Origin of the sequence: Thiomonas sp. OC7 (assembly GCF_900634595.1) — a bacterium.
Classification (GTDB): Bacteria; Pseudomonadota; Gammaproteobacteria; order Burkholderiales; family Burkholderiaceae_C; genus Thiomonas; species Thiomonas arsenitoxydans.
Genome location: NZ_LR131953.1, coordinates 342,816 through 367,423 on the forward strand (window position 1 = coordinate 342,816; position 24,608 = coordinate 367,423).

At 65.6% G+C, this 24,608-nt stretch carries 20 protein-coding genes; 10 read left to right on the top strand and 10 right to left on the bottom strand.

Annotation, left to right across the window (positions count from 1 at the left end):
- Positions 1-3 precede the first annotated feature (3 nt).
- The 3 genes from BIO17B3_RS01665 to BIO17B3_RS01675 all read right to left on the bottom strand — a co-directional run bounded on the left by BIO17B3_RS01665 (position 4) and on the right by BIO17B3_RS01675 (position 3,619).
- Complete coding sequence (locus BIO17B3_RS01665) at positions 4-534, bottom strand: hypothetical protein (protein WP_156052755.1); 531 nt, start codon at positions 532-534, stop codon at positions 4-6.
- A gap of 22 nt (positions 535-556) precedes the next feature.
- Complete coding sequence (locus BIO17B3_RS01670) at positions 557-1,849, bottom strand: NAD(P)/FAD-dependent oxidoreductase (RefSeq protein WP_156052756.1); 1,293 nt, start codon at positions 1,847-1,849, stop codon at positions 557-559.
- A 255-nt stretch (positions 1,850-2,104) separates the two neighbouring features.
- Complete coding sequence (locus BIO17B3_RS01675) at positions 2,105-3,619, bottom strand: thiamine phosphate synthase (protein WP_156052757.1); 1,515 nt, start codon at positions 3,617-3,619, stop codon at positions 2,105-2,107.
- Positions 3,620-3,757: 138 nt separating this feature from the next.
- Between BIO17B3_RS01675 and BIO17B3_RS01680 the strand changes: the two genes are divergently transcribed.
- The gene (locus tag BIO17B3_RS01680) at positions 3,758-4,342 is read left to right on the top strand and encodes a hypothetical protein (RefSeq protein ID WP_156052758.1); all 585 of its coding nucleotides are present in this window, start codon (positions 3,758-3,760) and stop codon (positions 4,340-4,342) included.
- 58 nt (positions 4,343-4,400) lie between these two features.
- Here the strand turns inward: BIO17B3_RS01680 and BIO17B3_RS01685 are convergent, their stop codons facing one another.
- Both BIO17B3_RS01685 and BIO17B3_RS01690 read right to left on the bottom strand, forming a co-directional pair.
- Positions 4,401-5,945 (bottom strand): heavy metal sensor histidine kinase, encoded by a 1,545-nt coding sequence (locus BIO17B3_RS01685; protein ID WP_232054151.1) that lies wholly within the window; start codon positions 5,943-5,945, stop codon positions 4,401-4,403.
- Positions 5,935-6,612 (bottom strand): heavy metal response regulator transcription factor, encoded by a 678-nt coding sequence (locus BIO17B3_RS01690; protein ID WP_172979101.1) that lies wholly within the window; start codon positions 6,610-6,612, stop codon positions 5,935-5,937. The genes BIO17B3_RS01685 and BIO17B3_RS01690 overlap by 11 nt, the downstream gene beginning before the upstream one ends.
- 149 nt (positions 6,613-6,761) lie before the next feature.
- On the opposite strand from BIO17B3_RS01690, the gene BIO17B3_RS01695 reads away from it, so the two are divergent.
- The 4 genes from BIO17B3_RS01695 to BIO17B3_RS01710 all read left to right on the top strand — a co-directional run bounded on the left by BIO17B3_RS01695 (position 6,762) and on the right by BIO17B3_RS01710 (position 13,053).
- Complete coding sequence (locus BIO17B3_RS01695; RefSeq protein WP_156052760.1) at positions 6,762-8,213, top strand: TolC family protein; 1,452 nt, start codon at positions 6,762-6,764, stop codon at positions 8,211-8,213.
- A 6-nt stretch (positions 8,214-8,219) separates the two neighbouring features.
- The gene (locus BIO17B3_RS01700; protein ID WP_156052761.1) at positions 8,220-9,224 is read left to right on the top strand and encodes an efflux RND transporter periplasmic adaptor subunit; all 1,005 of its coding nucleotides are present in this window, start codon (positions 8,220-8,222) and stop codon (positions 9,222-9,224) included.
- Positions 9,224-12,400, top strand: coding sequence for an efflux RND transporter permease subunit (locus tag BIO17B3_RS01705; RefSeq protein ID WP_156052762.1), 3,177 nt, complete (start codon positions 9,224-9,226; stop codon positions 12,398-12,400). Before BIO17B3_RS01700 ends, BIO17B3_RS01705 begins: the two co-directional genes overlap by 1 nt.
- Positions 12,401-12,498: 98 nt before the next feature.
- The gene (locus BIO17B3_RS01710) at positions 12,499-13,053 is read left to right on the top strand and encodes a hypothetical protein (RefSeq protein WP_064135042.1); all 555 of its coding nucleotides are present in this window, start codon (positions 12,499-12,501) and stop codon (positions 13,051-13,053) included.
- A 2-nt stretch (positions 13,054-13,055) separates the two neighbouring features.
- Here the strand turns inward: BIO17B3_RS01710 and BIO17B3_RS01715 are convergent, their stop codons facing one another.
- Entirely contained in the window at positions 13,056-14,759 is a 1,704-nt protein-coding gene (locus BIO17B3_RS01715; RefSeq protein WP_156052763.1) for a multicopper oxidase family protein, read from the bottom strand.
- A gap of 206 nt (positions 14,760-14,965) precedes the next feature.
- Here BIO17B3_RS01715 and BIO17B3_RS01720 point away from each other — a divergent pair, with 206 nt between their 5' ends.
- Positions 14,966-15,289, top strand: a complete 324-nt coding sequence (locus BIO17B3_RS01720) for a PepSY domain-containing protein (protein WP_156052764.1) — start codon at positions 14,966-14,968, stop codon at positions 15,287-15,289.
- A gap of 80 nt (positions 15,290-15,369) precedes the next feature.
- Here BIO17B3_RS01720 and BIO17B3_RS01725 read toward each other — a convergent pair whose 3' ends face one another.
- On the bottom strand, positions 15,370-17,043 hold the full coding sequence (locus BIO17B3_RS01725) for a DUF5666 domain-containing protein (protein WP_156055202.1): 1,674 nt from the start codon (positions 17,041-17,043) through the stop codon (positions 15,370-15,372).
- Positions 17,036-17,890, bottom strand: coding sequence for a DUF6502 family protein (locus BIO17B3_RS01730; protein ID WP_232054152.1), 855 nt, complete (start codon positions 17,888-17,890; stop codon positions 17,036-17,038). The genes BIO17B3_RS01725 and BIO17B3_RS01730 overlap by 8 nt, the downstream gene beginning before the upstream one ends.
- Positions 17,891-18,086: 196 nt before the next feature.
- Between BIO17B3_RS01730 and BIO17B3_RS01735 the strand changes: the two genes are divergently transcribed.
- From BIO17B3_RS01735 to BIO17B3_RS01750, 4 genes are all read left to right on the top strand, one after another.
- Positions 18,087-19,844 carry a hypothetical protein gene (locus BIO17B3_RS01735; protein ID WP_232054153.1) on the top strand — a complete coding sequence of 586 codons (1,758 nt, stop codon included), beginning with the start codon at positions 18,087-18,089 and terminating at the stop codon, positions 19,842-19,844.
- A 2-nt stretch (positions 19,845-19,846) separates the two neighbouring features.
- Positions 19,847-20,713: an EAL domain-containing protein gene (locus BIO17B3_RS01740; RefSeq protein ID WP_156052767.1), complete on the top strand. Its 867-nt coding sequence runs from the start codon at positions 19,847-19,849 to the stop codon at positions 20,711-20,713.
- 85 nt (positions 20,714-20,798) lie between these two features.
- Entirely contained in the window at positions 20,799-21,143 is a 345-nt protein-coding gene (locus tag BIO17B3_RS01745) for a hypothetical protein (protein WP_156052768.1), read from the top strand.
- Positions 21,144-21,363: 220 nt separating this feature from the next.
- Positions 21,364-23,172 (top strand): glycosyltransferase family 39 protein, encoded by a 1,809-nt coding sequence (locus tag BIO17B3_RS01750; protein ID WP_156052769.1) that lies wholly within the window; start codon positions 21,364-21,366, stop codon positions 23,170-23,172.
- 3 nt (positions 23,173-23,175) lie between these two features.
- Here the strand turns inward: BIO17B3_RS01750 and BIO17B3_RS01755 are convergent, their stop codons facing one another.
- Both BIO17B3_RS01755 and BIO17B3_RS01760 read right to left on the bottom strand, forming a co-directional pair.
- Positions 23,176-23,748, bottom strand: a complete 573-nt coding sequence (locus BIO17B3_RS01755; protein WP_013122934.1) for a TMEM175 family protein — start codon at positions 23,746-23,748, stop codon at positions 23,176-23,178.
- 4 nt (positions 23,749-23,752) lie between these two features.
- A complete protein-coding gene (locus tag BIO17B3_RS01760) occupies positions 23,753-24,607 on the bottom strand; it encodes a thiazole synthase (RefSeq protein ID WP_156052770.1) in 855 nt (284 codons plus the stop codon).
- Position 24,608 lies beyond the last annotated feature (1 nt).

Genomic DNA, 24,608 nt, shown 5'->3' on the forward strand with positions numbered 1-24,608 from the left:
GCTTCAATGCCCCGCAGCTCCCTTGCTGTCAGGGTCGTTGTTGTTCAGCGCCCCCGCCATGCGGGCCAGGGTTTGGATGCCGTGCTGCACTTCCTTGTCGCGCAGCATGTGCATCAGGCCGCCGAAGCCGCCGAGGTGTTTTTCGTCGGAGGCTTGACTGGCCTGATCGATCACTGCGCTGATTCTGTCGGGCAGCTTGAGCATCTGCGTCATGGTGGCGTTGAGGTCGGTGTCGCGCAGCCCCTCTGCCGCGAGGATGGCGTTATCGCGCAATTGCCGCAAAGCGCCCACTTCGTAGAGGGTGACGAGGGTGGCGAGCAGCTCGCGCACGGCTGGCAGCAGCTTGGGGTCTTGCACCAGTTCAGTGAGCGTGAGCACCGCTTCGGTCATTTCGCCGCCGAGGTTTTTCACCGCAAAACTGCCCAGTTCTTCGGCCTGTGCATAGCGGTCGGCCATACGGCCTAGCGCGGCCCATTGCGTCGGGTTGAGTGCAGGGGCGGCCGCGGTCGCCTTCGAGGTATCGATCATGTCCATGGTGGTCTCCCGTTGCGCTGGCTCAAGCCGTCATTTTTTCGGCCATGATGCGGGCGGCGTCCAGGCCCCACGGCGGCATCTTGCCTTTGGAACGGAAGAACAGATTCTTGTACTGCATCTTCAGCAGATAGGGAATGTGACCGAGCTTGAGCACCTGGGTGTCGCCGCCGAACCAGGAGTTGGAGCGGATGTAGAAGGCCTGGTTGTTGCCAATGTCGCCAATGCAATACACCACAGGCTGGAGCTTGCCATCGGCCTGCTCGGCCGTGAGCCGCTTCATGTCCTTGGCAATTTGCTTGCCGACGATTTCAGCCTGCTGGTGGCCAATGGCGCCGAGCTTGGGCAGCGTGGCGGCGGCGCAATCTCCCGCAGCAAAGACCGTGGGATATTTTGGGTTGCGCATCAGCAAGTCGGTGATGATGAAGCCTTCGCTGTCGCTGATCGGCAAGCCTTTGAGAAAGGCGTGCGGCGTCCAGTCGGGGAAAATGATTTTCAACTCGGCCTCGACCGACTGACCGTTGGCGAATTCCACGCCCTCCTTGGTCAGCCGCTTGATGTCCTTCGTCTTGTTCATGTAGTGAAAACCCATGCCGCTGGCGATGTCGAGCAACTGGCCGACCACTTTCTCGCCAGCGTCTTCGGCGATCAACGCGGCCGGGGTGAACACGGTGATCTTGTCCGGCCCGCCCTTGCCGTTTTGTCCTAACCAGGTGGCGCAGGCCAGCATGGTTTCGACCGGCGGGCCTTCGCACGCGGCCTCGGCTGCAGGAATGCTGCCGCCGGGATACGGCTCCAGCCCCTTGGCGCCATCGCCCTGGTTGAAGCGCGCCGAGCCTATGGCGATCGGCCCGCCTTTGTAGTCGTGCATCAAATACTGGCGCAGCGCCTCGCCGTAGGTGTTGTCGGTGACGGTGTGGCCGAACTGCGCGAAGCCCTCGATCTTGTCGAACGCCAGCCGGTTGCCCAAGGCCACCACCAGATAGTCGTAGGTCGTGGAGGTGGGCGCTGCGCCGGGGCGCTCGCTGGGCACGTAGTCCACGCGTTTGGCATCCACATCGAGCGCGGTGACTTCGCCCTGAATGAAGCGCGCGCCAATGTCGTGCAGCGGCTCCAGGATGTCCATGGTCATGGTGAGCTGCGGGTTGCGGTTCTCGAACACCTCTGCCGGAATATTGGGGACGTACAACAGGTAGGGTTTGCGGTCGATGACCGTGATGTCCACACTGTCGCCCGCGTACTTGCGAATTTCCTGCGCACTGCCCAGGCCCGCGAAATTGCCGCCCAGAATCAAGACCCGTGGTTTTGCTGCACTCATGGCGTTCTCCTCAAGTGAGTTGTGGATCCGGGGAAAGAGAGCCCAACCCCGGTGGCCGAATTCACCACACCACGACACCTGTGCGACAACCGACCTGCACAAACCATAGTCCAGCGAGTATGTCAATTCAAACCAAACATCTCGTTTATTGCATCCATTTACGTCCGCGACGATATTTCACAGAACGGTGGTAACCAAACGCCGAATTTCAGCAAGACTTCATTTTTGCAGCGTCAACTGTTCAAACTTTGCGCTTCAAACCATCGCCTGCGCCACGGCTTCGTCAGCGCAGGCCGGCCAGATGTGCAGGGCCTCGCGCACGGCCAGGCGCGGGTTGACCGCCTGCGTCACCGCGCTGACCACCGCCGCGCCGGATACCCCGGTGGCCCGCACCGCCGACATTTGCCCCAGGCTGATGCCGCCGATCGCCACCACCGGGTAGCGCGGGGACAACCACTGCCGCCACTGAGTCAGGCGCTCCAGGCCCAGCGGGCGATAGGGCATGGCCTTGAGCGTGGTGGGAAAGACCGGGCCGAGCGCAATATAGGAAGGCCGAAGCGCATGCGCACGGGCGATCTCGGCCGGGGTATGAGTGCTCAGACCCAGACGCAGCCCGGCCGTGTGGATGGCGGGCAGGTCGGCGGTATGCACATCGTCCTGCCCGAGGTGCACGCCATAAGCGCCCGCCTCGATGGCTTCGCGCCAGTGGTCGTTGATGAACAACTGCGTGCCCGGCACCTCTCGCGCCGCCTGCACGGCTTCGCGAATCTGCATGCGCAAGGCCGCGCCCTCGATTTCCTTGATACGCAGCTGAATGGTGCACACGCCCCACTCCAGCAGACGCAACACCCAATCCGTATCGGGCACGACGGGATAAAACCCGATCTGCCCGGAGAGCCGCGCGAAATCGGGCGGCGCCTCTTCAGACTGCCCCGGCAACGGCAGCCAGGGCAGATCGTCGCTGTCAGCCCGCGCGTCGGTTCGGGTGTTCGGCCGCCCCGGTCCGGCCGCAATGGCCTGATCGATGCCGGCATGCGCTCGCAACTGCGCCTCGGCAGCGGCGTCGAGCACGCTCCAGCCCTCAGCCAGTCGCGCGGCGCACACGCTGGCATGAACGCTGCCTGAACCATGCGCACTGCGCGGCAGGCGGCGGCTGACGAGCGGCAGCACCGTGCTGCTGGTGATGTACCAATCTGTGCTGTGCGCCCCCCAGGCATTGCCGCCCTTCACCACCACGGCGCGATGCGGCGCGCCCGCTTCCAGCCAGCGGCTGCGAATCGCGTTAACCCATGTGGCCGGCGGAGGCCCCATCTCCCAGGCAGGCAGATCGAGCAAGGCGCTGGCCTCCGCGCGGTTAGCGGTGATGAGATCGGCCCGCTGCGCCAGACGTATGGCCAGACCGCCACCGTGCGCCTGGGCCCAGGGCTCAGAGCCGTCCGCCGAAGCCAGTTGCGGGTCCCACACCACCGGGCACTGCCGCGCTTGGGCAAACTGCGCCACCTCCTCGGCCACCGCGGCATGGCTGATCATGCCGATTTTCACTGCGGCGGGCTCGCCATCGGCCAGCAAGGTGCGCAGGCTGTTGCGCAGCAAGGCCACGTCCGCAGCCTGCACGCCTTGCACGCCGTAGGAGTTCTGCGCGGTCAGCGCCGTCGTGATGCTCGACCCGCGCCAGCCCAGCGCAGCCCAGGTGGCGAGATCGGCCGTCTGGCCCGAGCCCCCCGTGGGATCGTGGGCGTCAATGGTGAGAAGATAGGCAGTCGTCGTCATGTTGGAGTTTTCTCGGTTGGTTACCGCAGTGTAGGCAAGCTGCGCTACGGCTCAAGTCTTGTAAGCTGACCACCCCTATTTCAGTTCGATGGCAAGACCCACTTGTCAACTTTCCCTGATCGTCTCCGTTGGTATCCCATGAAACCAAATCTCGCATTCCCCGCCCTCCTCCTGAGCGCCTGCGTCTGGGCTTTGCCTGCGCACGCTGATGGCCCCCCGGTGAGCATTCAGTTCAGCATTGGCACGCCGCCTCCGCAACCGGTCTATGTGGCGCCGCAGCCGGTGTATGCGCCGCCGCCCGTAGTCGTCGCGGCGCCGCCCACCATGATTTGGCTCCCCGAATTCGGCGGCTATGTCGCGCTGGGGGTATCGCAGCCTTTGTTCTACCTTGGCGGCATCTACTACTACAACAGCGGTGGACGTTGGTACACCGGCCCGCACTACGGCGGGCCCTGGCATCGCGCCGCACGCATTCCGCCCGGCCTGCGCCAATTCCATGATCGCGACTGGCAGCGGGCCCAAGACCGCGCTTATCGCCACGACCGCGATCCGCAATGGAAGCGTTTCCGCGCCGAGTCGCCCCGCCCCGGTTATCGCCCCGAGGGCGGCCCCCCGGGACAACGCCCAGACCACGGACGCGGCCCGGATCGGCATGATCGGGAACAGCAAGGATACGGGCCTGACCATGGGCCAGGCAACGGTCACGGACGCGACAATCACTGAAAGCCGCGAGAGACAAGGCGACCATCGCGGCCCTCTGATCAGCGCCCCTGCGCTGTTTTCAGGCGGGCCAGTCCAGCATCATTCGGGTTCCGTGCTTCGGAATGCTCTCGACGCTGACCTCGCCGCCATGCAGGCGCACGATGTTGCGCACCAGGGCCAGGCCCAGGCCCAACCCGCCGCGGCTTCGGCTGCGTGCGGCATCGGCGCGGTAAAAGCGGTCGAACAGATACGGCAGATGCTCGGCGGCGATGCCGCATCCGGTGTCGGCCACTTCAATACGTATTGCGCCGCTGTGTGGATGCGCTGAGAGCGTCACCGCGCCGCCGCGCGGGGTGTGCGCCAAGGCGTTACCGATCAGATTGCCCATGGCCCGCTGGAGCAGCATGCGGTCGGCTTGAAAGGCCAATTGCGGTGTCACCCGCACATAAAGGCGCACCTCGGCCTCGGCTGCGGTTGCTTCGAAGAAGTCGGCCAGGGTGCGGAGTTCCTGCGCGACATCCAGCCGTTCCAGCCGCAGCGCGGCATCTGGATGCTCGGTCTGCGCCAAAAATAGCAGGGTCTGGATCATTTGCGACAGACGCTCGCACTCCTCCACCGCCGATTCGAGCGCCTCACGGTATTCGCCCGGTTCACGCGGCCTGCCCAGCGCCACCTCCAGCCCGCCCCAAAGATTGGTGATGGGTGTGCGCAATTCATGCGCCATGTCGGCGGAAAACTGGGAGATGCGGCCGAACGATTCCTCCAGCCGTTGCAGGGTGGCATTGAAGGCCAGGGCGAGCGTCTGCAGTTCTGCGGGCAGGCGTTGGGTATCGAGCCTTTTGTGCAGGTCTTGCGCACCGATACCGCGCGCGGAATCGGCCATATGCCGCAAGGGACGCAGACCGCGCCAGGCGATGCCATAACCCGCCGCGGCCGCAGCGAGAATGGCCGCGAGCAGCACCGCCGAAAGGCGGAGCCGGTAATCGGCCAAAATACGCGACTCCGCCGTACGGTTCAGCGCCACTTCCAGGCGCATGGGTGTGAGCGCTGCCCCGGCCGCAACCCGCGCCGTCAGCGGCAGCAGGGCGGTGAGGTAATGCTGATCGTGAGGCAGATGCACTTCATGCAATCGCGGCGCTCCCTCAACGCCCGGCGTGAGAAAAGCGGCCTCATTCAGCGCACGGCTGAAGCCCGGTGTTTGCAGCAGCACGGCCCCACGAGCGTCCAGCAGGCGCAGGTAGAGGTCGCGCGGCGCATCCGGCGGCAGCTTGAGATAAGCCTCCTGCCCCACCTCATCACTTTGCACGGGGTGGGTCTGCAGCAGCGCGGCAACGGTATCGAGTTTGCGCAGCACCGACTCGCGGTCTTCCTGCATCATGCGCGCGCTCAGGCCCCAGTACACCCAGCAGCTTGCCGCCAGCAGGATGAGCGCCAATGTCAGCGAAAACGCTCCCGCCATCCAGGCCGCCAGCGAGCGCGGCGGCAGCCCGTACTGGCGCAGACGGCGCAGCGCAAAGTCGGTCCAGCCCAGCAGGCCCATGCCTTGCCTCTTTCGGCCCTCGCCTGCCTGGGTTCGCGGGGAAGGCCGGGAAGCGACCACGGCCTCGGTCGAATCACTTTGCATCGCGCACTTCCAATACATAACCCACCCCGCGAACGGTGTGCAACAGCGGTGCGGGGAAGGGCTCGTCGAGCTTGCTGCGCAAGCGACGAATGTGTACGTCCACCACATTGGTGTCGCTGTCGAAGTTCATATCCCAGACCTGTTCGGCAATCAGGGTGCGCGACAGCACCTCGCCAGCGCGTCGTGACAACAGCGCCAGCAGCGCGAACTCCTTGGGGGTGAGCGCCAGCCGCTGCCCGCTGCGCTCAGCGCGCTGGCGATGCATGTCAACCCGCAGATCGGCCACTTCCATCACGTCGGGCAGGCGCGTGACACCGCGCCGCAGCACGCTGCGCACCCGCGCCAGCAGCTCAGAAAACGCGAAAGGCTTGACCAGATAGTCGTCGGCGCCCAGCTCCAGCCCGCGTACCCGATCGGCCACGCCGTCGCGCGCGGTGAGCATGAGCACCGGGGTGGTCTGCCGCGCCCGCAGTTCGCTCAGCACGCTCCAGCCGTCGCGGCCGGGCAGCATGGCATCGAGCACGATCAAGTCGTACGGCTGAGTCAGCGCCAGATGCAGACCATCCGTGCCATCGACGGCGACATCTGCGATGAAGCCGTTCTCCCCGAGCCCGCGCTTGAGATAGGCCGCCGTTTTGGCCTCGTCTTCGACAATGAGAATTCGCATCCCCGCATTGTCGGCCCGCCGCTGGCAGAGCGACGTATCGGTCTGCAACATGACGGAATCGTCATGCGGACTTCATGTCGGCGTCAAGCCCCGCAGTGCAGCATGCGGGGATGACAGCACGCTCATCAAACCGCTCTTACGCGGGTCGATTGCTACTTGCAGCTCTGCTCGCAGCGCTGCTGGGCGGTTGCGCGAGCGCACCGGCTTTGCCCCCCGAAGTCACTCCGCAAGCCAGCGCCCATGCACTGCAACACCGCAGCCTGCTCGATCCGCGATTGCAGCGTTTCATCGCCCTGCAGACGGGGACGCCGCACCCAATCGCCCAGCCCTGGACGCTGCAAGATCTGAGTCTGGCCGCCCTCTACTTTCACCCCAGCCTGAAGGTGAGCCGCGCCAACGCGCAACTGGCCCAGGCCGACTTGCAGATCGCCCGCCAGTATCCCAACCCCAGTCTGCAGCTCGGTCTGAAATACGGCGCCGCAGCCGGGCTGCTGGCGCCGAGCCCGTGGACTGTGGGCATGGCCATCGGCCTGCTGCTGCAATCGCAAGCTCAACGCACCGCACAGACCTCGCGTGCCGAGGCGGGCGTGCACGCTGCGCAGTTGCTGCTGAGCGGCGCGCGCTGGACGGTACGCGACCAAGTGCAACAGGCTTATGTCTCGCTTTGGGCGGCGCAGCAAAGGGCGCATCTTCAGCAACGAGTGCTGGAAACCGATCTAGCCTTGCAAGGCCGCACCGCCGCACGGGCGCAAGCGGGTGTGGACTCGCCACTGGCCGCCGCGTTGGCCCAGCAGGCCGCACAAAACGCCGCCCTGCAAAAGAGCCTCGACATCGGCGCGGAAGGCGCCGCCCGCGTCGCTCTGGCCGGTGCGATGGGTCTGCCGGTTGCCGCGCTGCAGGGAGTGAAAATCGACTTTTCTGCGCTTCGCAGCCTTCCAACCCTTCCAGATGCAACCCAGCTAACGCAGTTGCGGCGCAAGGCGCTGGAACAGCGCGACGATGTTCGCGCCGCCTGGCAAGAGGTGCTCTCGGCGCAGGCGGCTCTGCGACTGGCGCAGGCCCAGAGAGACGGCGGGCCGCCGTCGATCGCCCCCGGTGCCGAGCGCGATCAGGGTGTCAACCGTTTGCTGCTCGGCGCTCGCATCCCTCTGCCCCTGTTCAACCAGCATCAGGGCCAGATCGCTGCCGCCCGCGCGCGTTTGAGTTTGCGAGAGGCCCTGCTCAAGCAAACGCAGGCGCGAGTGCTCGTGCGCATCGAACGGGCGGAAACCGCCCTGCAAGCCGCACAAGACCGGGTGCGTCAGGCCGAGCAATTGATCGCCGCCAATCGGGCATTGCTCAACGCCGACCTTGCCGCCCAGCACCGCGGACTGCTTGGACCGGAACCTGCCCTGCGTGCGCAACTGCGACTTCTGTCCACCGAGCAGGCAGCACTGCAAGCGCGCACCGATCAATGGCAGGCGCTCGGCGCATTGCAGGGCGCGCTCGAGCAACCCATTCTTTCGGCAGTCCGGTCGCGGCCTGCCAACTCGGCGCCGCCCGCTGTCATGCCGTCCACTGTTGCGCCGCACCTGTCTCAAGTGATCTGGCGCAAGGAGTAAACCCTGATGCAGAGCAAAAAACCTTTTATCCTCCGCCTCAGCCTTGCGACCTGTTGCGCAGCCGCATGCTGGCTGGGGGCCACTTCGGCGCAGGCCGCCTTGCCGCACCCCGTGCTGTGGAGCTCTGCGCAGATGACGTCGGCCGACTTGCGGGTCGAGCACCTCACGCCCGCGAGCTACCGCACGCGGTTCACCGCCAGCGCCACCGTCCAGAGCCCCGCGAGTTTGCTGCGCAGCCTGAGTGCACTGGACGCGGCAAGGTCGCGGCTCAAGGTCGCGCAAAGCGGCCTGCAACTCGCCGCCATGCAGGCGCAGCGCGATCAGGGGCTATTCGAGGCCGGACAAAATGTCGCGCTGGCCGAGGTGCAGCAAGCGCAGGCGGCGGCCGAGCAAGCGCGGGCCGAGGTCGACAGCGCCCGTGCGGCAGTGGACGTGGCTCGAGCACAGCTCACCGCCCAGCTCGGCACGGCGCTGGCTTCGCAACTGAGCAGGCAAACCGCGCTGCGCCAGACCATTCTGAATGGAAGCGAACTCATCGTCGATCTCACCCTGCCGCCGGGCCGAGCCCTGCCCCAGACAGCGCAAGTCGAACTGCATATTCCAGGCAGCCAACGCACAGTGCACGCCCGCGTCATCGGCCCGGCGGCGGCGGCCTCCAGCCAGTTGCAGGGATGGCGCGAGGTGCTGATCGCCCCCGCCGCGCCCGGTCTGATGCCGGGGCTGGAATTGGTGGCCGAAGTGCAGTCCGCACGAGCGCAATCTGGCGTCAGGCTGCCGTCCAGCAGTGTGGTGTGGACTGACGCCGAGGCGGTCGTGTTTGTCGCCACCTCATCCGAAGGCAAGGCCCGCCATTTCACCGCGCGCAAGGTGTCCACCGCCTGGCCGCTGCACGGCGGGTATGTGCAACCGGGCTGGGGCGCGGTGGATGTGGTGACGCGCGGCGCCGGACTGGTGCTGACGCCGCCACCGAAACCACACGCCCTACCCGCGCTTGGCGGAGACGACGACTGATGGCTCGCTCCTCGGGTTTGCAAGCCGCGCTCATCGCCTTGAGCATTCGTCGCCGTGGCGTGGTGCTGGCGCTGGCGGTCTTGCTCGCCGCGCTGGCGGTGAACGTCGCGCGCACCGCGAGTACCGATGTGTTCCCCGAATTCGCCGCCAAGATGGTGAAGGTGCAGACCGAGGCCACCGGCCTGTCGCCCGAGCAGGTGGAACTGCTGGTCACCAACCCGCTGGAGGCGGCGTCCAGCGGGCTGCTGGGGGTGAAGCAGGTGGCGTCGAAAAGCCTGCCGGGTATCTCCATCCTGAAGCTGTATTTCGAGGCCGACACCCAGCTGCAGGAGGACCGCTGGCGCGTGGCGCAACACCTCGCCAGCGTGCATCTGCCTGCGGGCGTCGGGCCGCCGCGGCTGATTCCATTGACCTCCAGTACGGGCACGGTATTGATGGCCGGGCTGACTTCGCACCGCAAGAGCCTGATGGATCTGCAGTCCATCGCGCAATGGGATATTCGCCCGCAGCTCATGGCCGTGCCCGGCGTGGCCAATGTGCTGGTGTTCAGCCAGCAGGTGCGGGCGCTGCAGGTGCGGGTCGATCCGCAGGCGCTGCAGCGTTTTCATCTCGATCTGCAGCAAGTGCAGGCGGCCACCCAGCACGCCACGGGGCTGCTGGGCGCGGGCTTCATGTCTACGCCGCAGCAACGCGTGCTGCTGGTCAGCCACGGCGCGGCCGACACCCCACAGGCGCTGGCCGACACCGTGCTGCGCGCCACGCCGGACGGCGCCATCACTCTGGGCGATGTGGCGCAAGTGGGCTATGCCTCGCTGCCCGCCATCGGCGGCGCCAGTATCAGCGGCCAGCCCGCAGTCATCCTCAAAATCCAGGAGTCTTACGGCGCCAACACTCTGCAGGTGACGCGCGGGGTGCAGGCGGTGTTGCAGCGCCACCGGGCCGCGCTCGCGGCGCAGGGCATCGCGCTGCATGCCAAGCTGTTCCGCCCGGCGGACTTCATCACCATCGCCATGCGCAATGTGCGCGATTCGCTCGTGCTGGGCGCGCTGCTGGTGGTGCTGGTCATTGCGCTGACGCTGCTGGACTGGCGCGCGGCGCTGATCTCCTCGCTGGCCATTCCGCTGTCGCTGCTGGCCGCGGTCACCGTGCTGGTGTGGATGGGTGTGACGCTCAATGTGATGACCCTGGGCGGCTTGGCGATCGCTATCGGCGTGGTGGTGGACGATGCGGTGATCGACGTCGAGAACATCCTGCGTCGGCTGCGCGACAACGCTGCGGCCGCGCAACCGCAACCGCAACCGCAGCCGCCGTTGCGCGTTGTGCTTGCTGCCTGCCTGGAAGTGCGCGGCGCAGTGGTTTACGCCACGGCCGCGGTGCTGCTGGTCATCGTTCCGATCTTGTTGCTACCGGGGCTGTCGGGCCGCTTGTTCGCGCCGCTGGCGCAGGCTTATGCGCTGTCGGTGCTGGCCTCGCTTGCGGTTGCGCTCACGGTCACGCCAGCGCTGGCCGCGCTACTGCTGGCCGGGCGCGATCACCGGCTTCATACGCCTGCCCCGGTACGCGTCGCCCAACGTGGCTATGGCGCCCTGCTCCAACGTCTGCTGCCGCACTGGCTGCCCGCGGCACTCATCACCCTTCTGCTCGTTGGCGGTGCGGCGCTGCTGGCGCGAGGCATGGGCGGCAGCTTTCTGCCGCCGCTGCAGGAAGGGCAATACATCGTGCACATGCGGCTGGCGCCGGGCGCCTCCATCCAGGCTTCGCTGGACGAAGGTGCGCGCGTGACCCAGGCGCTCGAACGCTTGCCCCAAGTCCGTTTGGTGGCGCAGCACACCGGCCGCGCCACGCTTTCGCCCGACGCCTCCGGCACGCAAAGCAGTTCGCTCGACGTGAATCTCAAACCAGGGGCAGATTCGGCTCAGGCGCTGGCCGCCATCGAGCGCGTGCTCGGCGGTTTTTCCGGGGCCAGCTTTCGCGTCAACAGCTTTCTCACCGAGCGCATGGACAACACCGTGGCCAGCGGCGCGGGTGCGCCGCTGGTGGTGCACGTGCTGGGCAATCATCTGCACACCCTCGATGCCGTGGCCGCCCGAGTGGCCACCGTGCTGAGCCGCCTGCCCACGGCCACCGGCGTGCAGTTGCAGGCGCCGCCCGGAGTGCCGCAACTCGACATCAGCCTGGATGCGCAGGCGCTGCGTCGCTGGGGGCTGCAGCCGCTGCCAGTGCTGCAGACCATCCAAACCGCGTTTGCTGGCCGCATCGCCGGCACGGTGTTCCACGGCGCGGTTCCGGTGCCGGTGCGCGTGGTGCTGGACCGCTGCGCCCGTAGCAATCCGCAGGCACTGGGCGATCTGCTGATTCACACGCCGACGCTGGGCTTCGTGCCGCTGTCGCAACTGGCGCGCATCAGCGCCGCCAGCGGCCCGTCGGACATCCGCCATCTGGGCGGGCAGCGAGAGCAGACCGTGCTGGCCTCCACCACATCGACCAATCTCACCGGCTTTGTGCAGCGAGCCCACGCGGCCATTGCCCGGCAGGTGCAACTGCCGCCAGGAGTCACCCTGCAATTCGAGGGCGAGGCGGCGCAGCGCAGCGCCACGCTGCAGCGGCTGGGTGTGGACGTGCTCGGGGTGCTGGCCGGCTTGATCCTGCTGCTGTCGATCGCCTTGGGACGCAGACCTCATGCGCGGGAGGGGCATGCGGCCACGCCGCTGCAGGCCGCTTCCACCACGACGCGGCAGGTCCTGCTGGTGCTGCTCTCGGTTCCCACCGCTTGGGCGGGCGGCGTGTTCGCCGCCTGGCTAGTGGGCGGCGTGCTCTCGCTGGGCGCGGTGATCGCCCTGCTCGCGCTAATGGGCATCAGCCTGCGCAATGCCATTCTCATCTTTGCCCATGCCGCGCAATTGCAGCGCGAGCAGGGCCTGGACTGGAACACCGATACCCTGCAGCGCGCCGTGGCCGACCGCTTGGCCGCCATCGTGATGACCAGCCTGGTCACGGCACTGGGTGTGCTGCCGCTGGCGCTAGGCCTGCATGCGCCGGGGCGCGAAATCGAAGGGCCGATGGCGGTGGCGCTGCTCGGCGGACTGCTCACCAGCTTGCTCTACAACCTGTTCGTGCTGCCCTCGCTGGCGCTGCGCTTTGGCGTGGCCCATCCCCGGAACCGGGCGCCCGAATGAAGACTCTTACCGCTCACACTCATCCCTCGTTTGCAAGCGGAACGAAGCGGTGGTCGCCGCCGGTTGTTGCACAACCCGCCATCGCCAAGGAGATCAACTTGCACACGTCCAACCCCCTGCGCGCTCGGGCGCGCAATGCCGCGGCAAGCGCGCTGCTGTCAGCCGGCGCTCTGCTACTGGCGCCCGGTAGCTTCGCCGCCACGGCCGCAACGCCCCAGGCAACGCCGGTCTATGTACACATGAACGGCGCGAACATGTTTCTGGAAAACGTGGTGGTGGTGCGCCCCGGGCAAAAGGTGGTGTTCGTCGATCAGGACACGGGCGCGCACACCATCATCGGCTACAACCCGCTGACGGGCAAAACCAGCACCCGCTTCGATGGCGCCGTGCAAGGCACGCCCGGCCCAGGACACCCGGTGAGCACCTACGCGATTGCGTTCAAGCATCCGGGGTTGCAGTTCTATTACTGCTCGGTGCACGCCGAACTGATGAAGGAGCCGGGTGGCCGCACCGTGCCGAAAAAACGCCCCACCGTGCACGGTTTCGGCGACCCGATGGCCGGGCTGATCATCGTCACCACCGACAAACGCCTGCTGGCCGATAACCCGCCGACGACGCACGAGAAAATTCTGCCGGGTTACTTTGGCGGCTGAGATCAGGTCACGGTGAACTGGCCCATCATGCCGTTGTCTTCATGCTCCAGAATGTGGCAATGGAACATGAAGGGATGGGCATCACCCGCCGGTTGATTGAAGTGGGCGATGAGCCGCACGGTTTCGCCCCGCCGCACCAGCACAGTGTCTTTCCACCCGGCTTCGTGCGCGGGCGGCGGGCTGCCGTTGCGGCTCAAAATCTGGAACGAGGTGCTGTGATAGTGGAAGGGATGCGCCATATGGCCCTGATTGGCGACTTCCCAAATCTCGGTGGAACCCAGGCGCAGCCGCTGGTCGATGCGGGCTATGTCCATGTGGCGGTGGTTGATGGAAAACAGCTTCTGCCCTCCCACCCCCAGGCTCATGCCGCCAGGACCGACTTCGCTCGCATCCATCGCCTGCGAGCCGCTGCGCATGCTCCCCATACCCTCCATACCGCCCATTCCGCCCATCATGTTGCCCGACATGCCCTGCAAGGTGAAACTGCGCACTGGCGCGTCGGCACGCAACACGGGCAGATCCACCATGCGGGCAGGAAGCCGTGCTGGGGTTCCCGCAGGCGGGCCGACTCTGAACTCCAACAGCTCGAAGCCTTGGTGATCGAAGGAATCGGCATCCATCGGCATGGCGCTCAGATCCGGCACCACGGCGCCGGAATCGCTGCGCAATACCAAGCGCTTGCCCTGATCGCCGCGTAGGTCCACCAGGATTTCCGCGCGCTCGCTCGGCGCCAGCAACAAGCTGTGCACCGGCACCGGGCGCGGCAACAAACCGGCATCGGTGGCGACGACATGAAACACGCGGCCATCGGCAAACGCCAGATTGAACACCCGGGCATTGGCCGCATTGAGCAGGCGCAGCCGCACCCACTGCGCCGGCGCGTTCCAGTACGGCTGCTCGCGACCGTTGACCAGAAAGCGATCGCCCTTCATGCCCATGCGATCCATCATGCGGGTCATGTAAAGCAGTCGGCCATCGGCAGCGAGACGGCGGTCCTGCAAGATGAGGGGAATATCGTCCACGCCGTATTGCTGCGGCAAACCTAGGTGTTGGTCGGCAGGATCATCCACCAGAAACAGGCCGCCCAGGCCCGCATAGACATGCGGCCCGGTACGGGTGTCAGGATGGGGGTGATACCAGAGCGAGCCCGCGGGCTGCTGCAGGGTGAAGTGCACGCGGCGTTGCCCGCCGGGCGCGATGAGACTTTGCGGCCCGCCATCCATCTCGCCCGGCACATGCGCGCCATGCCAATGGAGGGTGGTGGACTGATCCAGCGCGTTGTTCAGATCGATTTGCACGGCTTTGCCGCGCGGCACGCGCAGCGTGGGGCCGAGCACCGCACCGTTGTAGCCCCAGGTGGCAGTCTGCAGACCATCCACCAGCATGCTGCGCCCCGGCGCCATACGCAGGGCGTAATGCAGCACGCCGTCGCGCGGCTGGCCATGAAGCTCCGGAGGAATGAGCAAGGCGCGTCTGAACACGCCGACTCCTGGCGCAGCAGCCGTCGGCCGTGACTGCCCCATGTCCATGCCCGCCATGCCTCCCATGCCCGGCATCCCCGCCATGCCGCCCATTCCAGCGCCGCGCGCCTGCCCGGCAACCGCAAAGCCCAGCGCCCCCAGCGCCAACAACGCCTTGCGACGGGGCAGATTCAACGGCGCATCCTCTGCGCTGGCAACAGTCTGGCGTTCAGCGGGTGATTTCATGGCGCGCCTCTCTTTAATCGTTGGGTCAACATACCGGGCACTGTATGCGGATGCCGTCTGCCGAGTTGTGTGCAGATGTCATCAAACCGTGACGTTTTGCTAAGCGTGCGCTCATTCCTGAAGACGACACTCCTTCCATCGCAAACGGTTTGCGATCGCCGCATCCAGCGGTGTTTCGCTCGCAAGAGTTCATAAGGAGTTTGATCATGCAACAACGCAACAAAACCGCATTTCTGTTCGCCAGCGCGCTGGCTCTTGGCCTAGCCGGCGCCGCTGGCTCCGCCTATGCCATGGACGGTTCGCAATACACCAAGGAAGCCAAGGTGACGCTGGATGAAGCGCGCGCCATCGCTCTCAAAGCCCTCCCTGGCGCCACCATCACCGACCAGGAACTCGAAAAGGAAAAGGGCGGCAGCGGCCTGCGCTATTCCTTCGACCTCAAAGTGGGGCAGACCGAGCATGAAGTGGGCGTGGACGCCCAGACCGGCGCCGTGCTTGAAAACAGTGTCGAAGGCGCCAACGCCGACTGATCGACCCCGCCCGAGCAGGCAGCACAAAGCCCTCGCTTCATTTCAACCCGGTGCCGCCGGGTTTTTTTGGGCCCATTTTCTCAGTCGTCGAGACTGATCTCCTGAGCCAGATTCAGGCTACCGGATTGGATGAAGTTCACATCAACTTTCGCCCCATTGACCAGTTTTCCATTCTTGGGCATGACGCCGTTGATCTGGATGGTCAGGGCGTTGATCTCAAAGCTGCTTGCCGTGAGGTTGTAGAGCGTGCCTTTGGTCTCCAGCACCGGCGAGGACGTCCCATCGCTGGAGCCAGAGGAGGCCTGCACTTTCTGAAACGACACGCTGTAGGCCAGCAGCCCGCTCGCCGTATTGGTGGCTTCGATCTCCACGTTGGCCCCATCGATCAATTGCACGACCGTCCCATGGCTGAACACCACATTCGGGGCGAGCGTGACCGGGAAAGTCTGGGTCTTTCCGTCGTCCTGCACGCTTAGGCTGAACACGCCGCTGGCCAGATTCACCGCGCTGACCGTGCCCTGATAGTCCACCGTGCCGCCATCGGGCGCCTGGCTGAGCACGGCCACGCTGCTGGCCGTCACCAGATTGCCGCTGCTGCCCGCCACTTGGCCGACCACGTCCACAAACACCCCGTTTCTCAGCGAGGCCGCGGTGCCGCCGGTGAACACCACGTTCGCCGCAGACGCATCCACCGGTACGCCGCGCACCAGAAAATTGCTGGCGCTCACAAAGCCGGTGATGGTGCCGCGCAATTCCACCTGCGCGGGGCTGTTCGCGTAGGTGCGCAAAGATGTGGCGGTGAGCACCCCGGTGGAGGCATCGGACTGTCCCTGCACCACTACATACGCGCCATTGCTCAGGCTCTGCACTGCGCTGGCGAGATTCGCCGCACTGGCATCGACCGGGATGCCCGCGACCTGGAAGCGGCTGCCCGCCAACTGCGCCACCAGCCCGCCCACCTGCGCCGGGCCGGAAACGCCGCGCAGGGTGCGCACGTTGACCGCGCCTGCTTGAATCGCGCCATTGGCCGCAGGTGCCGTGTTGCTCCAGACATTCACCAGTTGTCCATTCGCCAGCGCCATGCCCGACGGCGTGATCAGGGTTGAAGCCTGAGTCTGCACCAGGGTGGCGCCAATCTGGAAGCTGCCGCTCGCCGCATTGAGATGGCTGACCACGCCGGTCAGCCGCGTCACCGGATTGCTGGCGGGCAACTGCTCGATGCGGGTGGCCTGGATATAGCCCTGCCCGCTGGCACTTTGGCCATAGGCGCCGTGTACCTCCACCTGCATGCCGCCCTGCAGACTGGAAAAATCGTTCAACCCGGTGTAGTAGGTCACCGGCCCGGCGTCTGCATTGCTGTTCACCCGAACCGCCACGCCATTGACTGTGAAGCCGCCTGCACCCAGGTTGGCGACCGGCCCCATCAGCTCAGGATCGATGACCACTTTGCTCGGATGCCCCTGGGCGTCGAGGCGAATCTGCAACTGGTCGCCCAGATTCACCGCAGTGGAGGAAGTCTGCGCCTCTTCGTCCTGATCGGTGCCCGCGTAGTAAACCGGGCTGGCGCTGCTGTAGGCGGTGCCATCGAGCACCACACTGCCGAAGCCGGTGACGGTGCCAGTGGAAATGCCCGTGCCGCCCGTGCCGACGCCGCCCGTCGTGGCGACCGTGCCACCGCCCCCACAGGAAGCCAACAAGGCGGCCAGCAGAACCAGCGCCACCGCGCCCAGTTTGCGCAAATGATTTTTATGCATCGTCACGGTCGTCTCCCGTTGCCGTGGGGTCGGGCTGCGGCGTCTGCTGCGAGACATCCTCCGCCCAGTAATAGGCGCCAAAACGCAGGCGGCAAGTGGCATCGGCGCGGCCTTGGTCGGCCGCATAACGCCGGGTGGCCTCTGCAATCATTTCGGCGCGTGCCTGCGCCCACAGCTTGCGCGCCAGCTCGCCCAGTTCTCTGGACGATTCGGGCGTCACGCCCTCGGCGAACACGCTTTGCTCAAGCTGGGGCGGCTGCCCCAGCAAATTGCCGACGGCCACCGCCGCATGGTCCGACAGATTGGCGCCGAACAGATCGAGCAGATCACGCGATCCCGGCGGCGGCACAAAGCCCTCGCGATGCGGCACGATCCATTCCTGCTCCTTCACGGTCTTGACTGTCACCAGCCCGAGGCGCAGCAGATCGGTCAGTGCGGTAAAGGGATGGATGTCCTGCGTGACGCTGCGCGCCAGGCTGTCGAAAGACGGCGCCGGCCCCAGACGCAGCAAAGGCTTGGGGCGTTTGCGCCGGTCGCGATAAAGAGGGTCTTGCACCCAGCGGGCGAACACCTGCGAACTGATCGACATCTCCTGCGCGATGCGGCCGCTCAACCCATTCGTGCGCCATTCGCGCACATCTTTGCGGTGCACGCCGCTGAGCAGGCTGATGGCCGAATCGGTGTCTTTCTGCCCCGAGCGCAGCAGCTCCAGCCTGGCCTGCTCGATAAACAGGGGCTTGAGTTCCGCGGCGAGACGGGTGTAGTCCAGGCCACTGGCCAGCAGCAGGCGCGCCAGCGGTGCTATGACTTGCGCCAGCGCCCGCAACACATCCTCCGACGCAGGCATTGGATGCTCTGGCGGAGGAGGGCAAGGCAGACGGCGCGGGGGGCGTCCCATGAGGTTTGATCGAGGTGCTTGAAGACGTTTGAAGGCGTTGATCGAAGTTTAATGCAAGATTTTTATTGCATGTTATTTTTTCCCATCTATTATTCCGGCACGCATCGTCATGCGGCGCGCCACCGACCCATTCTTGGAGATCCTCATGCAGCCCTCGCAACCCCGCTTACGTTCCGCCCGAAAACTCTTGCCCATCGCAGCCGCCCTGGCGCTCAGCCTGAGCGCCTGCGGAGGGGGCGGCGGCGGCACGGCCCAGATCAATCCGGTCGCAGCCAACACCACGCTCAAAGGCGCCGTGATCGATGCGCCCATCGCCAACGCGGCAGTGACGTTCACTACGGTTGCCCCCATGGGCCAGCCAGACTCGGTGGTGGTGGGCACCGCCACGGCAGACGCCAGCGGCAACTACACCGTGCAGACAACTTTGCCCAACACCTCCGTACCGCTGTTTGCCAATGCCACCTCGCCGGACGGCCAGGTGGTACTCACCGCCTATCTGGGCACGAGCAGCGCCGTGCTCGCCGCGGGCTCGCTCACATCGGCCAACTTGCCCAATCTGGTCATCAGCCAGGTGACCACCGCCGCGCTGGCGGTCTATATCGCCTCGGGCGGCAGCTATGCCAACCTCACGCCTGCTCTTTATGCCGCGCTGCTGTCCCAGCATCACGATGACATCCTCGCACTATCCGCCGCGATCAAGGCCGTGGCCGACGGCTACTGCGCTCGCCCGGCGCAGTATCACGACACCGAAGACATGGCGCATGACATCGCCAAGCAGGGGCTGTCCAACAACGCGGCCAGTGCGCTGAACTCGGCGTCGACCACGCTCGGTTCGAGTTGCGACGGCAACCTCAAGTCGCTGATGCAGTACATCTCGTCAGATGAACGCTGGGCGCCTGAGCTTGACCTCGGCGACGTGCTGGAGCAAGGCGCACCTGCCGTGGCCCCCGGCACTTACAGCCTGCAGGGCGTGTTGGCGCAATCGGGCATGAGCGCCCTGCCCATGCTGCCGACCCCGCCGGCTTCCGCCGCATCCGCTGCATCCATTCCCACACAGAGCACAACGCTGCCACCTGGCATTCTCAACACCCTGGTCAGCGTGGACGCCAACGGCAACCTCAGCTCGGCGGACGGCAGCGGCACTGTGACCGGCGTGATCGTCGGCAATCTGATGACCCTGACGGTGAATGACGGCCAAGGCAACACCTATGTGCTGGCCGGCAAGGCCGGGCTGCTGCCGAGCGGCTTTGTCGTCGGCGGCACGGCGCCTGCGCCCAGCCCCAGTGTGCCTGCGAGCAGCGCTTCATCGACCGCCAGCGTCCCAAGCGCCAGCGTCGGCTATGGCCTGCGCATGGGCGGCCGCACCCAGTCGGGCGGCGTACTTACCCGCTTCGATGCGGTGCTGGTGCCGCAGAACAGTGAGCCGGGTTGGGCGCAAATCGCGCAATACAGTTCTCAGCGCAGCGACGGAGTGAATTGTGGAAGCAACAGCGGCATGTTTGGCGTGCGCCTCATGGGGACGGGCGCCACAGTAGGAGGACTGGTGCTCGGCGCATGCGTCATGCCGCAGACCGCAGGGCTTGATCTCAGTCAGGCTCTACCCAGCGGGAATGGACACAACTACAGCGACGACGATTTCAATCCCGGCGCCAGCGTGGGCTTCAGCAATTTTTCCCTCAACAACACCAGCACTGCGCCCTACATCCTGAAGGCTCCCAGCGTCACCATCACCCAGTCCAATCCCTCCGGAAAAAGCAGCACCTTCACCGGCCAGATGTTCTATGTCATGGGTGCCAAGGACATGATCTACAGCACCGCGACGCCAGCCTCCAACGGCCTGTTCGTGATGAACGAAAACCCGCTGGATACGCTGCAGGAAAATTCCGCCCATCAGGACCATTGATCATGGGTGCGCCAGAGTTCATCGCACCGTCGGCCTTGTCTACTGCAGACTCCCTCCTTCAGGCCCAGTGGGTGCGGGAGCGGCTGGACGCCGCCAGCAGCAGCGACGCCTTTCCGCGCGCCCAACTGCGGCTGGCCTTGCAGGAACAGCGGCTGCGCGTGGCCTATCAGCCCATCCTGCGTCTGGACGATCTGCAGACGATGGGCCAGGAGGCGCTGGCGCGTCTGCTGACCCCGCAAGGGCGGGTGGTGACGGCGGAGGCGTTCATCGGCACGGCCGCTAAATTAGGCATCGAGCCGCGCATCGACGCTGTCATCACCGCGCAAGCCATGGCCGCCTGTCAGCCCGTACCGTTCGCGGCAGCCCCGGGGAAATTGTTCCTCAACTGCTCCAGCGCGTTCCTGGCAGAGCCGTCCTGCATGGACAAGCTCGCGCAGCAGCACCGGCACTGGCGGCAGAAGCAGAGCGGCGCCGATACAAGCCAGACACCCTGGGTGCTGGAAATCACCGAGCGCAATCTCGACACCGATCCGGCCCGTCTTCTTGCGAACCTCGAGCCCTTGCTCGATCTGGGCTTTGAACTGGCGCTCGACGATTTCGGCAGCAATCACAGTGCCTTCCCCTATCTGCTGGCCCTGCCCATCCGCTATCTCAAACTGGACCGAAGCCTGGTGCAGACGGGCCTGCGCACGGCCAAGGGCGAGCAGGTGATGCGCCACCTGCTCCAGCTTGCGCAAGACCTGAACCTCATCACCATCGCCGAAGGCGTGGAAAGCCAGACGGCGCTGCAGTGGCTGCGCGACCTCGGCGTGCATTGGGGACAGGGGTTTTTCTGGGGGCAGCCAACCGCCGTGCGGTCGACGCTATGACGCCCGACATGTCCTCCACCGCGCCTTCACGCGAAATATCCATCTGCCCGTCAACCCGTTTCCAACCCGAACCGTTCATCCCATCATGCAAACCACCAACTCCCACCCCCGCTTGCCTCATTTGTTCGCAAAAACCCTGGCGGCAATCGCGCTGAGCACTGTCGTCGCGCTTCCCGCCGCGCATGCGGATGACTCCCCACTCTGGTCACTGGCCATCGGCGTGCCGGGGCTGATCGCCAACGTCGGCAACGCCTACCCGGTGGCGCCGCAGCCGGTCTATGTGGCGCCACCGGTGCAATATGTCCCGGCTCCGGTCTATTACGCCGCACCGCCGCCCTATTACGCCCCCGGACCCCAATACCGCGGAGAAAGGCGCGATCACAGGCATTGGGATCGTCGCCATGGAGAAGACGACCGCGGCGGCGACTGAGACGAGCGCGCACCCGGGCAGCGCCTGCCATCGCTCTGTGGGCGTTCACAGCTCGCTGCCTCCGGGGGGGCAATGCGGATGACGAAATCGTCATCCGCTGTTCATTTTCACGAGCGCATGTGTTCACGAAAATGTGGCGCTTACACGCCCGACAGGCTCCTGGCGGTCATAGGCCAATTTGCCAAACTCTTTGCCAAACTCCATTCGCAATTCGCTTTTCATGCGTCACAGCACCTCCCTGCATTGCTCGACCCCACAAGCCGCAGCCTCGCCCGCAGCGACTGCTCACAAGCCAGGGCGGATCGCGGCGCACGCCGATGCGCGGTGGCGAACCAGTCTTCTGGTTGATGGCCTTGTGCTGCTGATTGCAGCGGCGAGCCTGTTCTGGCGTCTGGGTGCCGCCCCCATCCGCGACACCAACGAGGCGCTCTATGCCAGCATTGCCCTGACGATGGCGCATGGCGGATCGTGGATCATCCCCCATCTCGACGGCGTTCCCTACATCGAAAAGCCGCCGCTGCTTTATTGGTTGATGGCGCTGAGCTTCAAGGCCTTCGGCGCCGGGGCCTGGCAGGCGCGGCTGCCCGACGCCGTGGCCGCGTGGCTGACGGTGCTCGGGTGCATCGTGTTGGGCCGGGCGGTGTCCGCGCCGCTTGCGGGCCGGTTCGCCGCGCTGGTCACCGGCACGGCATTGGGCTATGTGCTGGTCGCCCGCTACATCCTGTTCGATCCGCTGATGGTGTTTTTCTGGCTGGCCGCCCTGGCTCTGCTGGTGCTCGCGGTGGAGCGCCGGCAGCGGGTCTGGCTGCGTGCCGCCGCTGTTGCGGTGGCGCTCGCCACGCTGACCAAAGGCCCGGAGGCGCTGCTGTTGCTGGGCCTGGTCGCCCTGGTGCAACTGCTGGCGGCCCCCGTCGCATGGAAGCGCAGCGAACTGCTGAAGTTCTATCTCGATCCTTGGGCCATCGCCCTTTTCGTACTGGTTGCCGCCCCCTGGCATCTGGCTGCGCTGCGCATCCTGCCGGGTTTTGGCTGGTTTTTCTTTGTCAACGAAACCATCGGCCGGTTTCTGGGCACCCGCATTCCGGATGATTTTCATCATGGGCCTTGGTGGTACTACGGCCCCAAGCTGCTGATCGGCTTTTTTCAGTGGACGCCGCTGCTCGCCGTGCTCGCCGCGTTTGCGCCCCGCTTGCGCGGCGACGATACGGCCACCGCGTCAGCGCGCTGGGCGCGCAACACCGCAATCATCCTCACCGTTTTCTTTAGCTCTGCGAGCGACAAGGGAGCGTATTACCTCCTGCCCGTGGTGCCCTTGGTCGCCTGGTGGCTGGGTGTGCGGCTGCAGGCGGCCCTACGGGCCGGTGACGACGGCGCCGCCGCCTTGCCCCGTCGCCTTGGGCTGGGGGCGCTGCTGTTCGGCATGGCCGCGCTGGGCCTCTGGGCGTTGACATTCACGCCGCCGCTGCAGGCCGAATTGCTGCGCTCTGGCCTGCCCGCAGCGCAATTCGGCTGGCTGCCCGCGCTGGTCATCGGAGTTGCGCTGGCGGCGTTCATCGGCGGCGCGCTGCTGTGGTCGCGCAGGCTGGCCCTCGGTCTGGCGGTCTTCAGCCTGAGCGCGGTGATCATGGTGGATTTCTCCGCACAGCTCGCTTTCGCTAAAACGGCCGAGATCTCGCAAAAGCAGGTCGCCGAGGTCATGCATCGACTCTTGCCCGCAGACACGGTGTGGTTCTCCTGGCAAACCTTCGAGGATCACGACGCATCGCTTTTGTTCTACGGCGTCCCTCATTTGTTCGTGATCGACAGCACCAGCGAAGACCTTTGGTTCGGCTGCCGGGACGACAGGCGGCAGAACACTTGCGTGGACGAAAACGTGCTGCTGAGAGCCCGGGCCGAAGGCAAGACCGTGGCCATCTGGGTGTCGCGCCAGCGGCTGCAAAGCTGGCAGGCCAGCGGGCTCGCCCAAGGGTTGCACAGCACGGCTTTCAAGGACAGCGTGGTGTTTTACAGCCGCGGCGCCAAACGCTAAACCTTAGCGCAGCGTTTTTTCAATCCGCCGGTCAGGAACCAGCCAGAGCAGCGCCACCCCTACATAAAACGCAAGCGCCGCCCCGGCCTGCCAAAAACTGACCACGATGCCTGCAAGGTAGAGCACTGGCGAGAGCTTGCCCTTCCAGTCCTGGCCCAAGGCGCGCCGCAGCACCGATCGCTCGCCTTCCGCGGCGATCAGCGTGTTTTGCAGAATCCAATAGGCCATCGCAGCCATCAGCAGCACGATGCCGTACACCGCAGCAGGCAGCGCGGCAAAGTGGTTTTCCCCCAGCCAGCCGGTGACGAAAGGGAATAGCGAGAGCCAGAACAGCAGGTGCAGGTTGGCCCACAAGACCGCGCCCGAAACCCGGTCGCACGCCTGGAACAGATGATGGTGGTTGTTCCAGTAAATGCCCACATAGACAAAGCTGAGCACATAGCTGAGAAAGACCGGCCACAGCGGCAGCAGAGCGTCAAGATGCTCGCCGTGCGGCACTTTCAATTCCAGCACCATGATGGTGATGATGATGGCGAACACGCCATCGCTGAAGGCTTCCAGACGTCCTTTTTTCACGCGCTCAACTCCCCTGATGCCAAAACGGCACGCCCACCATGGGCGTGGAGGCTTGCGCCACTTCGCGCGTGCGCATGGGCAGCGCGCGGTGGGCCAAGCGGCCGGCCTGCACGCTCAGTGTAAAAGCGCGGGCCATCGCCACCGGGTCGCCGGCCTCGGCCACTGCGGTGTTCACCAGCACAGCGTCATAGCCCAGTTCCATCACCTGCGCCGCATGGTGGGGTGCGCCGATGCCGGCATCGACCACCAGCACGCTGTCGGGCAGGCGCTCGCGCAGGGTGCGCAGCGCGGGCAGGTTGCGCGGCCCGGCGCCGGTGCCGATGGGCGCGGCCCAGGGCATGATGGCGGCGACCCCGACGTCACGCAGCTTGAGTGCAGTGACTAGATCGTCGGTGGTGTAGGCGAACACGGCGAAGCCTTCACGCACCAGAGTTTGCGCGGCGGCCACGGTGCCCCAGGGATCGGGCTGCAGGGTGTAGTCGTCGCCGATGACTTCGAGCTTGATCCAGTGGGTGCCGAAAATTTCGCGCGCCATCTGCGCCAGGGTGATGGCTTCTTCCGCAGAGTGACAACCGGCGGTGTTGGGCAGCAGATGCCGCCCCATCTCACGGATGCGCTGCCACCACGCCTGCCCGGACTGACTTTCTGGAGCGAGGCGGCGCAACGACACGGTGAGCACCTCCACCTGCGCGGCCTGCACGGCCCCGGCGAGCACGCTGGGCGCCGGATAACGCGCGGTGCCCAGAAACAGGCGGCTGTTCAGGCTGACGCCGCCAACCTGCAAAGGGTCGGGCTGGCTCAGCACGGCGCAGTGGGGTAGCGCGGGAGAAGCCGTCTGATTCATGTTGGCGAGATCCATT

Excerpts from the sequence above, each read along its gene's own strand:
- BIO17B3_RS01725 (WP_156055202.1), bottom strand. The coding sequence starts at position 17,043 with ATGCATAAAAATCATTTGCGCAAACTGGGCGCGGTGGCGCTGGTTCTG.
- BIO17B3_RS01685 (WP_232054151.1), bottom strand. The coding sequence starts at position 5,945 with ATGCAAAGTGATTCGACCGAGGCCGTGGTCGCTTCCCGGCCTTCCCCG.
- BIO17B3_RS01665 (WP_156052755.1), bottom strand. The coding sequence starts at position 534 with ATGGACATGATCGATACCTCGAAGGCGACCGCGGCCGCCCCTGCACTC.
- BIO17B3_RS01705 (WP_156052762.1), top strand. The coding sequence starts at position 9,224 with ATGGCTCGCTCCTCGGGTTTGCAAGCCGCGCTCATCGCCTTGAGCATT.
- BIO17B3_RS01715 (WP_156052763.1), bottom strand. The coding sequence starts at position 14,759 with ATGAAATCACCCGCTGAACGCCAGACTGTTGCCAGCGCAGAGGATGCG.
- BIO17B3_RS01680 (WP_156052758.1), top strand. The coding sequence starts at position 3,758 with ATGAAACCAAATCTCGCATTCCCCGCCCTCCTCCTGAGCGCCTGCGTC.
- BIO17B3_RS01740 (WP_156052767.1), top strand. The coding sequence starts at position 19,847 with ATGGGTGCGCCAGAGTTCATCGCACCGTCGGCCTTGTCTACTGCAGAC.
- BIO17B3_RS01745 (WP_156052768.1), top strand. The coding sequence starts at position 20,799 with ATGCAAACCACCAACTCCCACCCCCGCTTGCCTCATTTGTTCGCAAAA.
- BIO17B3_RS01730 (WP_232054152.1), bottom strand. The coding sequence starts at position 17,890 with ATGCCTGCGTCGGAGGATGTGTTGCGGGCGCTGGCGCAAGTCATAGCA.
- BIO17B3_RS01690 (WP_172979101.1), bottom strand. The coding sequence starts at position 6,612 with ATGCGAATTCTCATTGTCGAAGACGAGGCCAAAACGGCGGCCTATCTC.
- BIO17B3_RS01750 (WP_156052769.1), top strand. The coding sequence starts at position 21,364 with ATGCGTCACAGCACCTCCCTGCATTGCTCGACCCCACAAGCCGCAGCC.
- BIO17B3_RS01700 (WP_156052761.1), top strand. The coding sequence starts at position 8,220 with ATGCAGAGCAAAAAACCTTTTATCCTCCGCCTCAGCCTTGCGACCTGT.
- BIO17B3_RS01760 (WP_156052770.1), bottom strand. The coding sequence starts at position 24,607 with ATGGATCTCGCCAACATGAATCAGACGGCTTCTCCCGCGCTACCCCAC.
- BIO17B3_RS01670 (WP_156052756.1), bottom strand. The coding sequence starts at position 1,849 with ATGAGTGCAGCAAAACCACGGGTCTTGATTCTGGGCGGCAATTTCGCG.
- BIO17B3_RS01735 (WP_232054153.1), top strand. The coding sequence starts at position 18,087 with ATGCAGCCCTCGCAACCCCGCTTACGTTCCGCCCGAAAACTCTTGCCC.
- BIO17B3_RS01675 (WP_156052757.1), bottom strand. The coding sequence starts at position 3,619 with ATGACGACGACTGCCTATCTTCTCACCATTGACGCCCACGATCCCACG.
- BIO17B3_RS01720 (WP_156052764.1), top strand. The coding sequence starts at position 14,966 with ATGCAACAACGCAACAAAACCGCATTTCTGTTCGCCAGCGCGCTGGCT.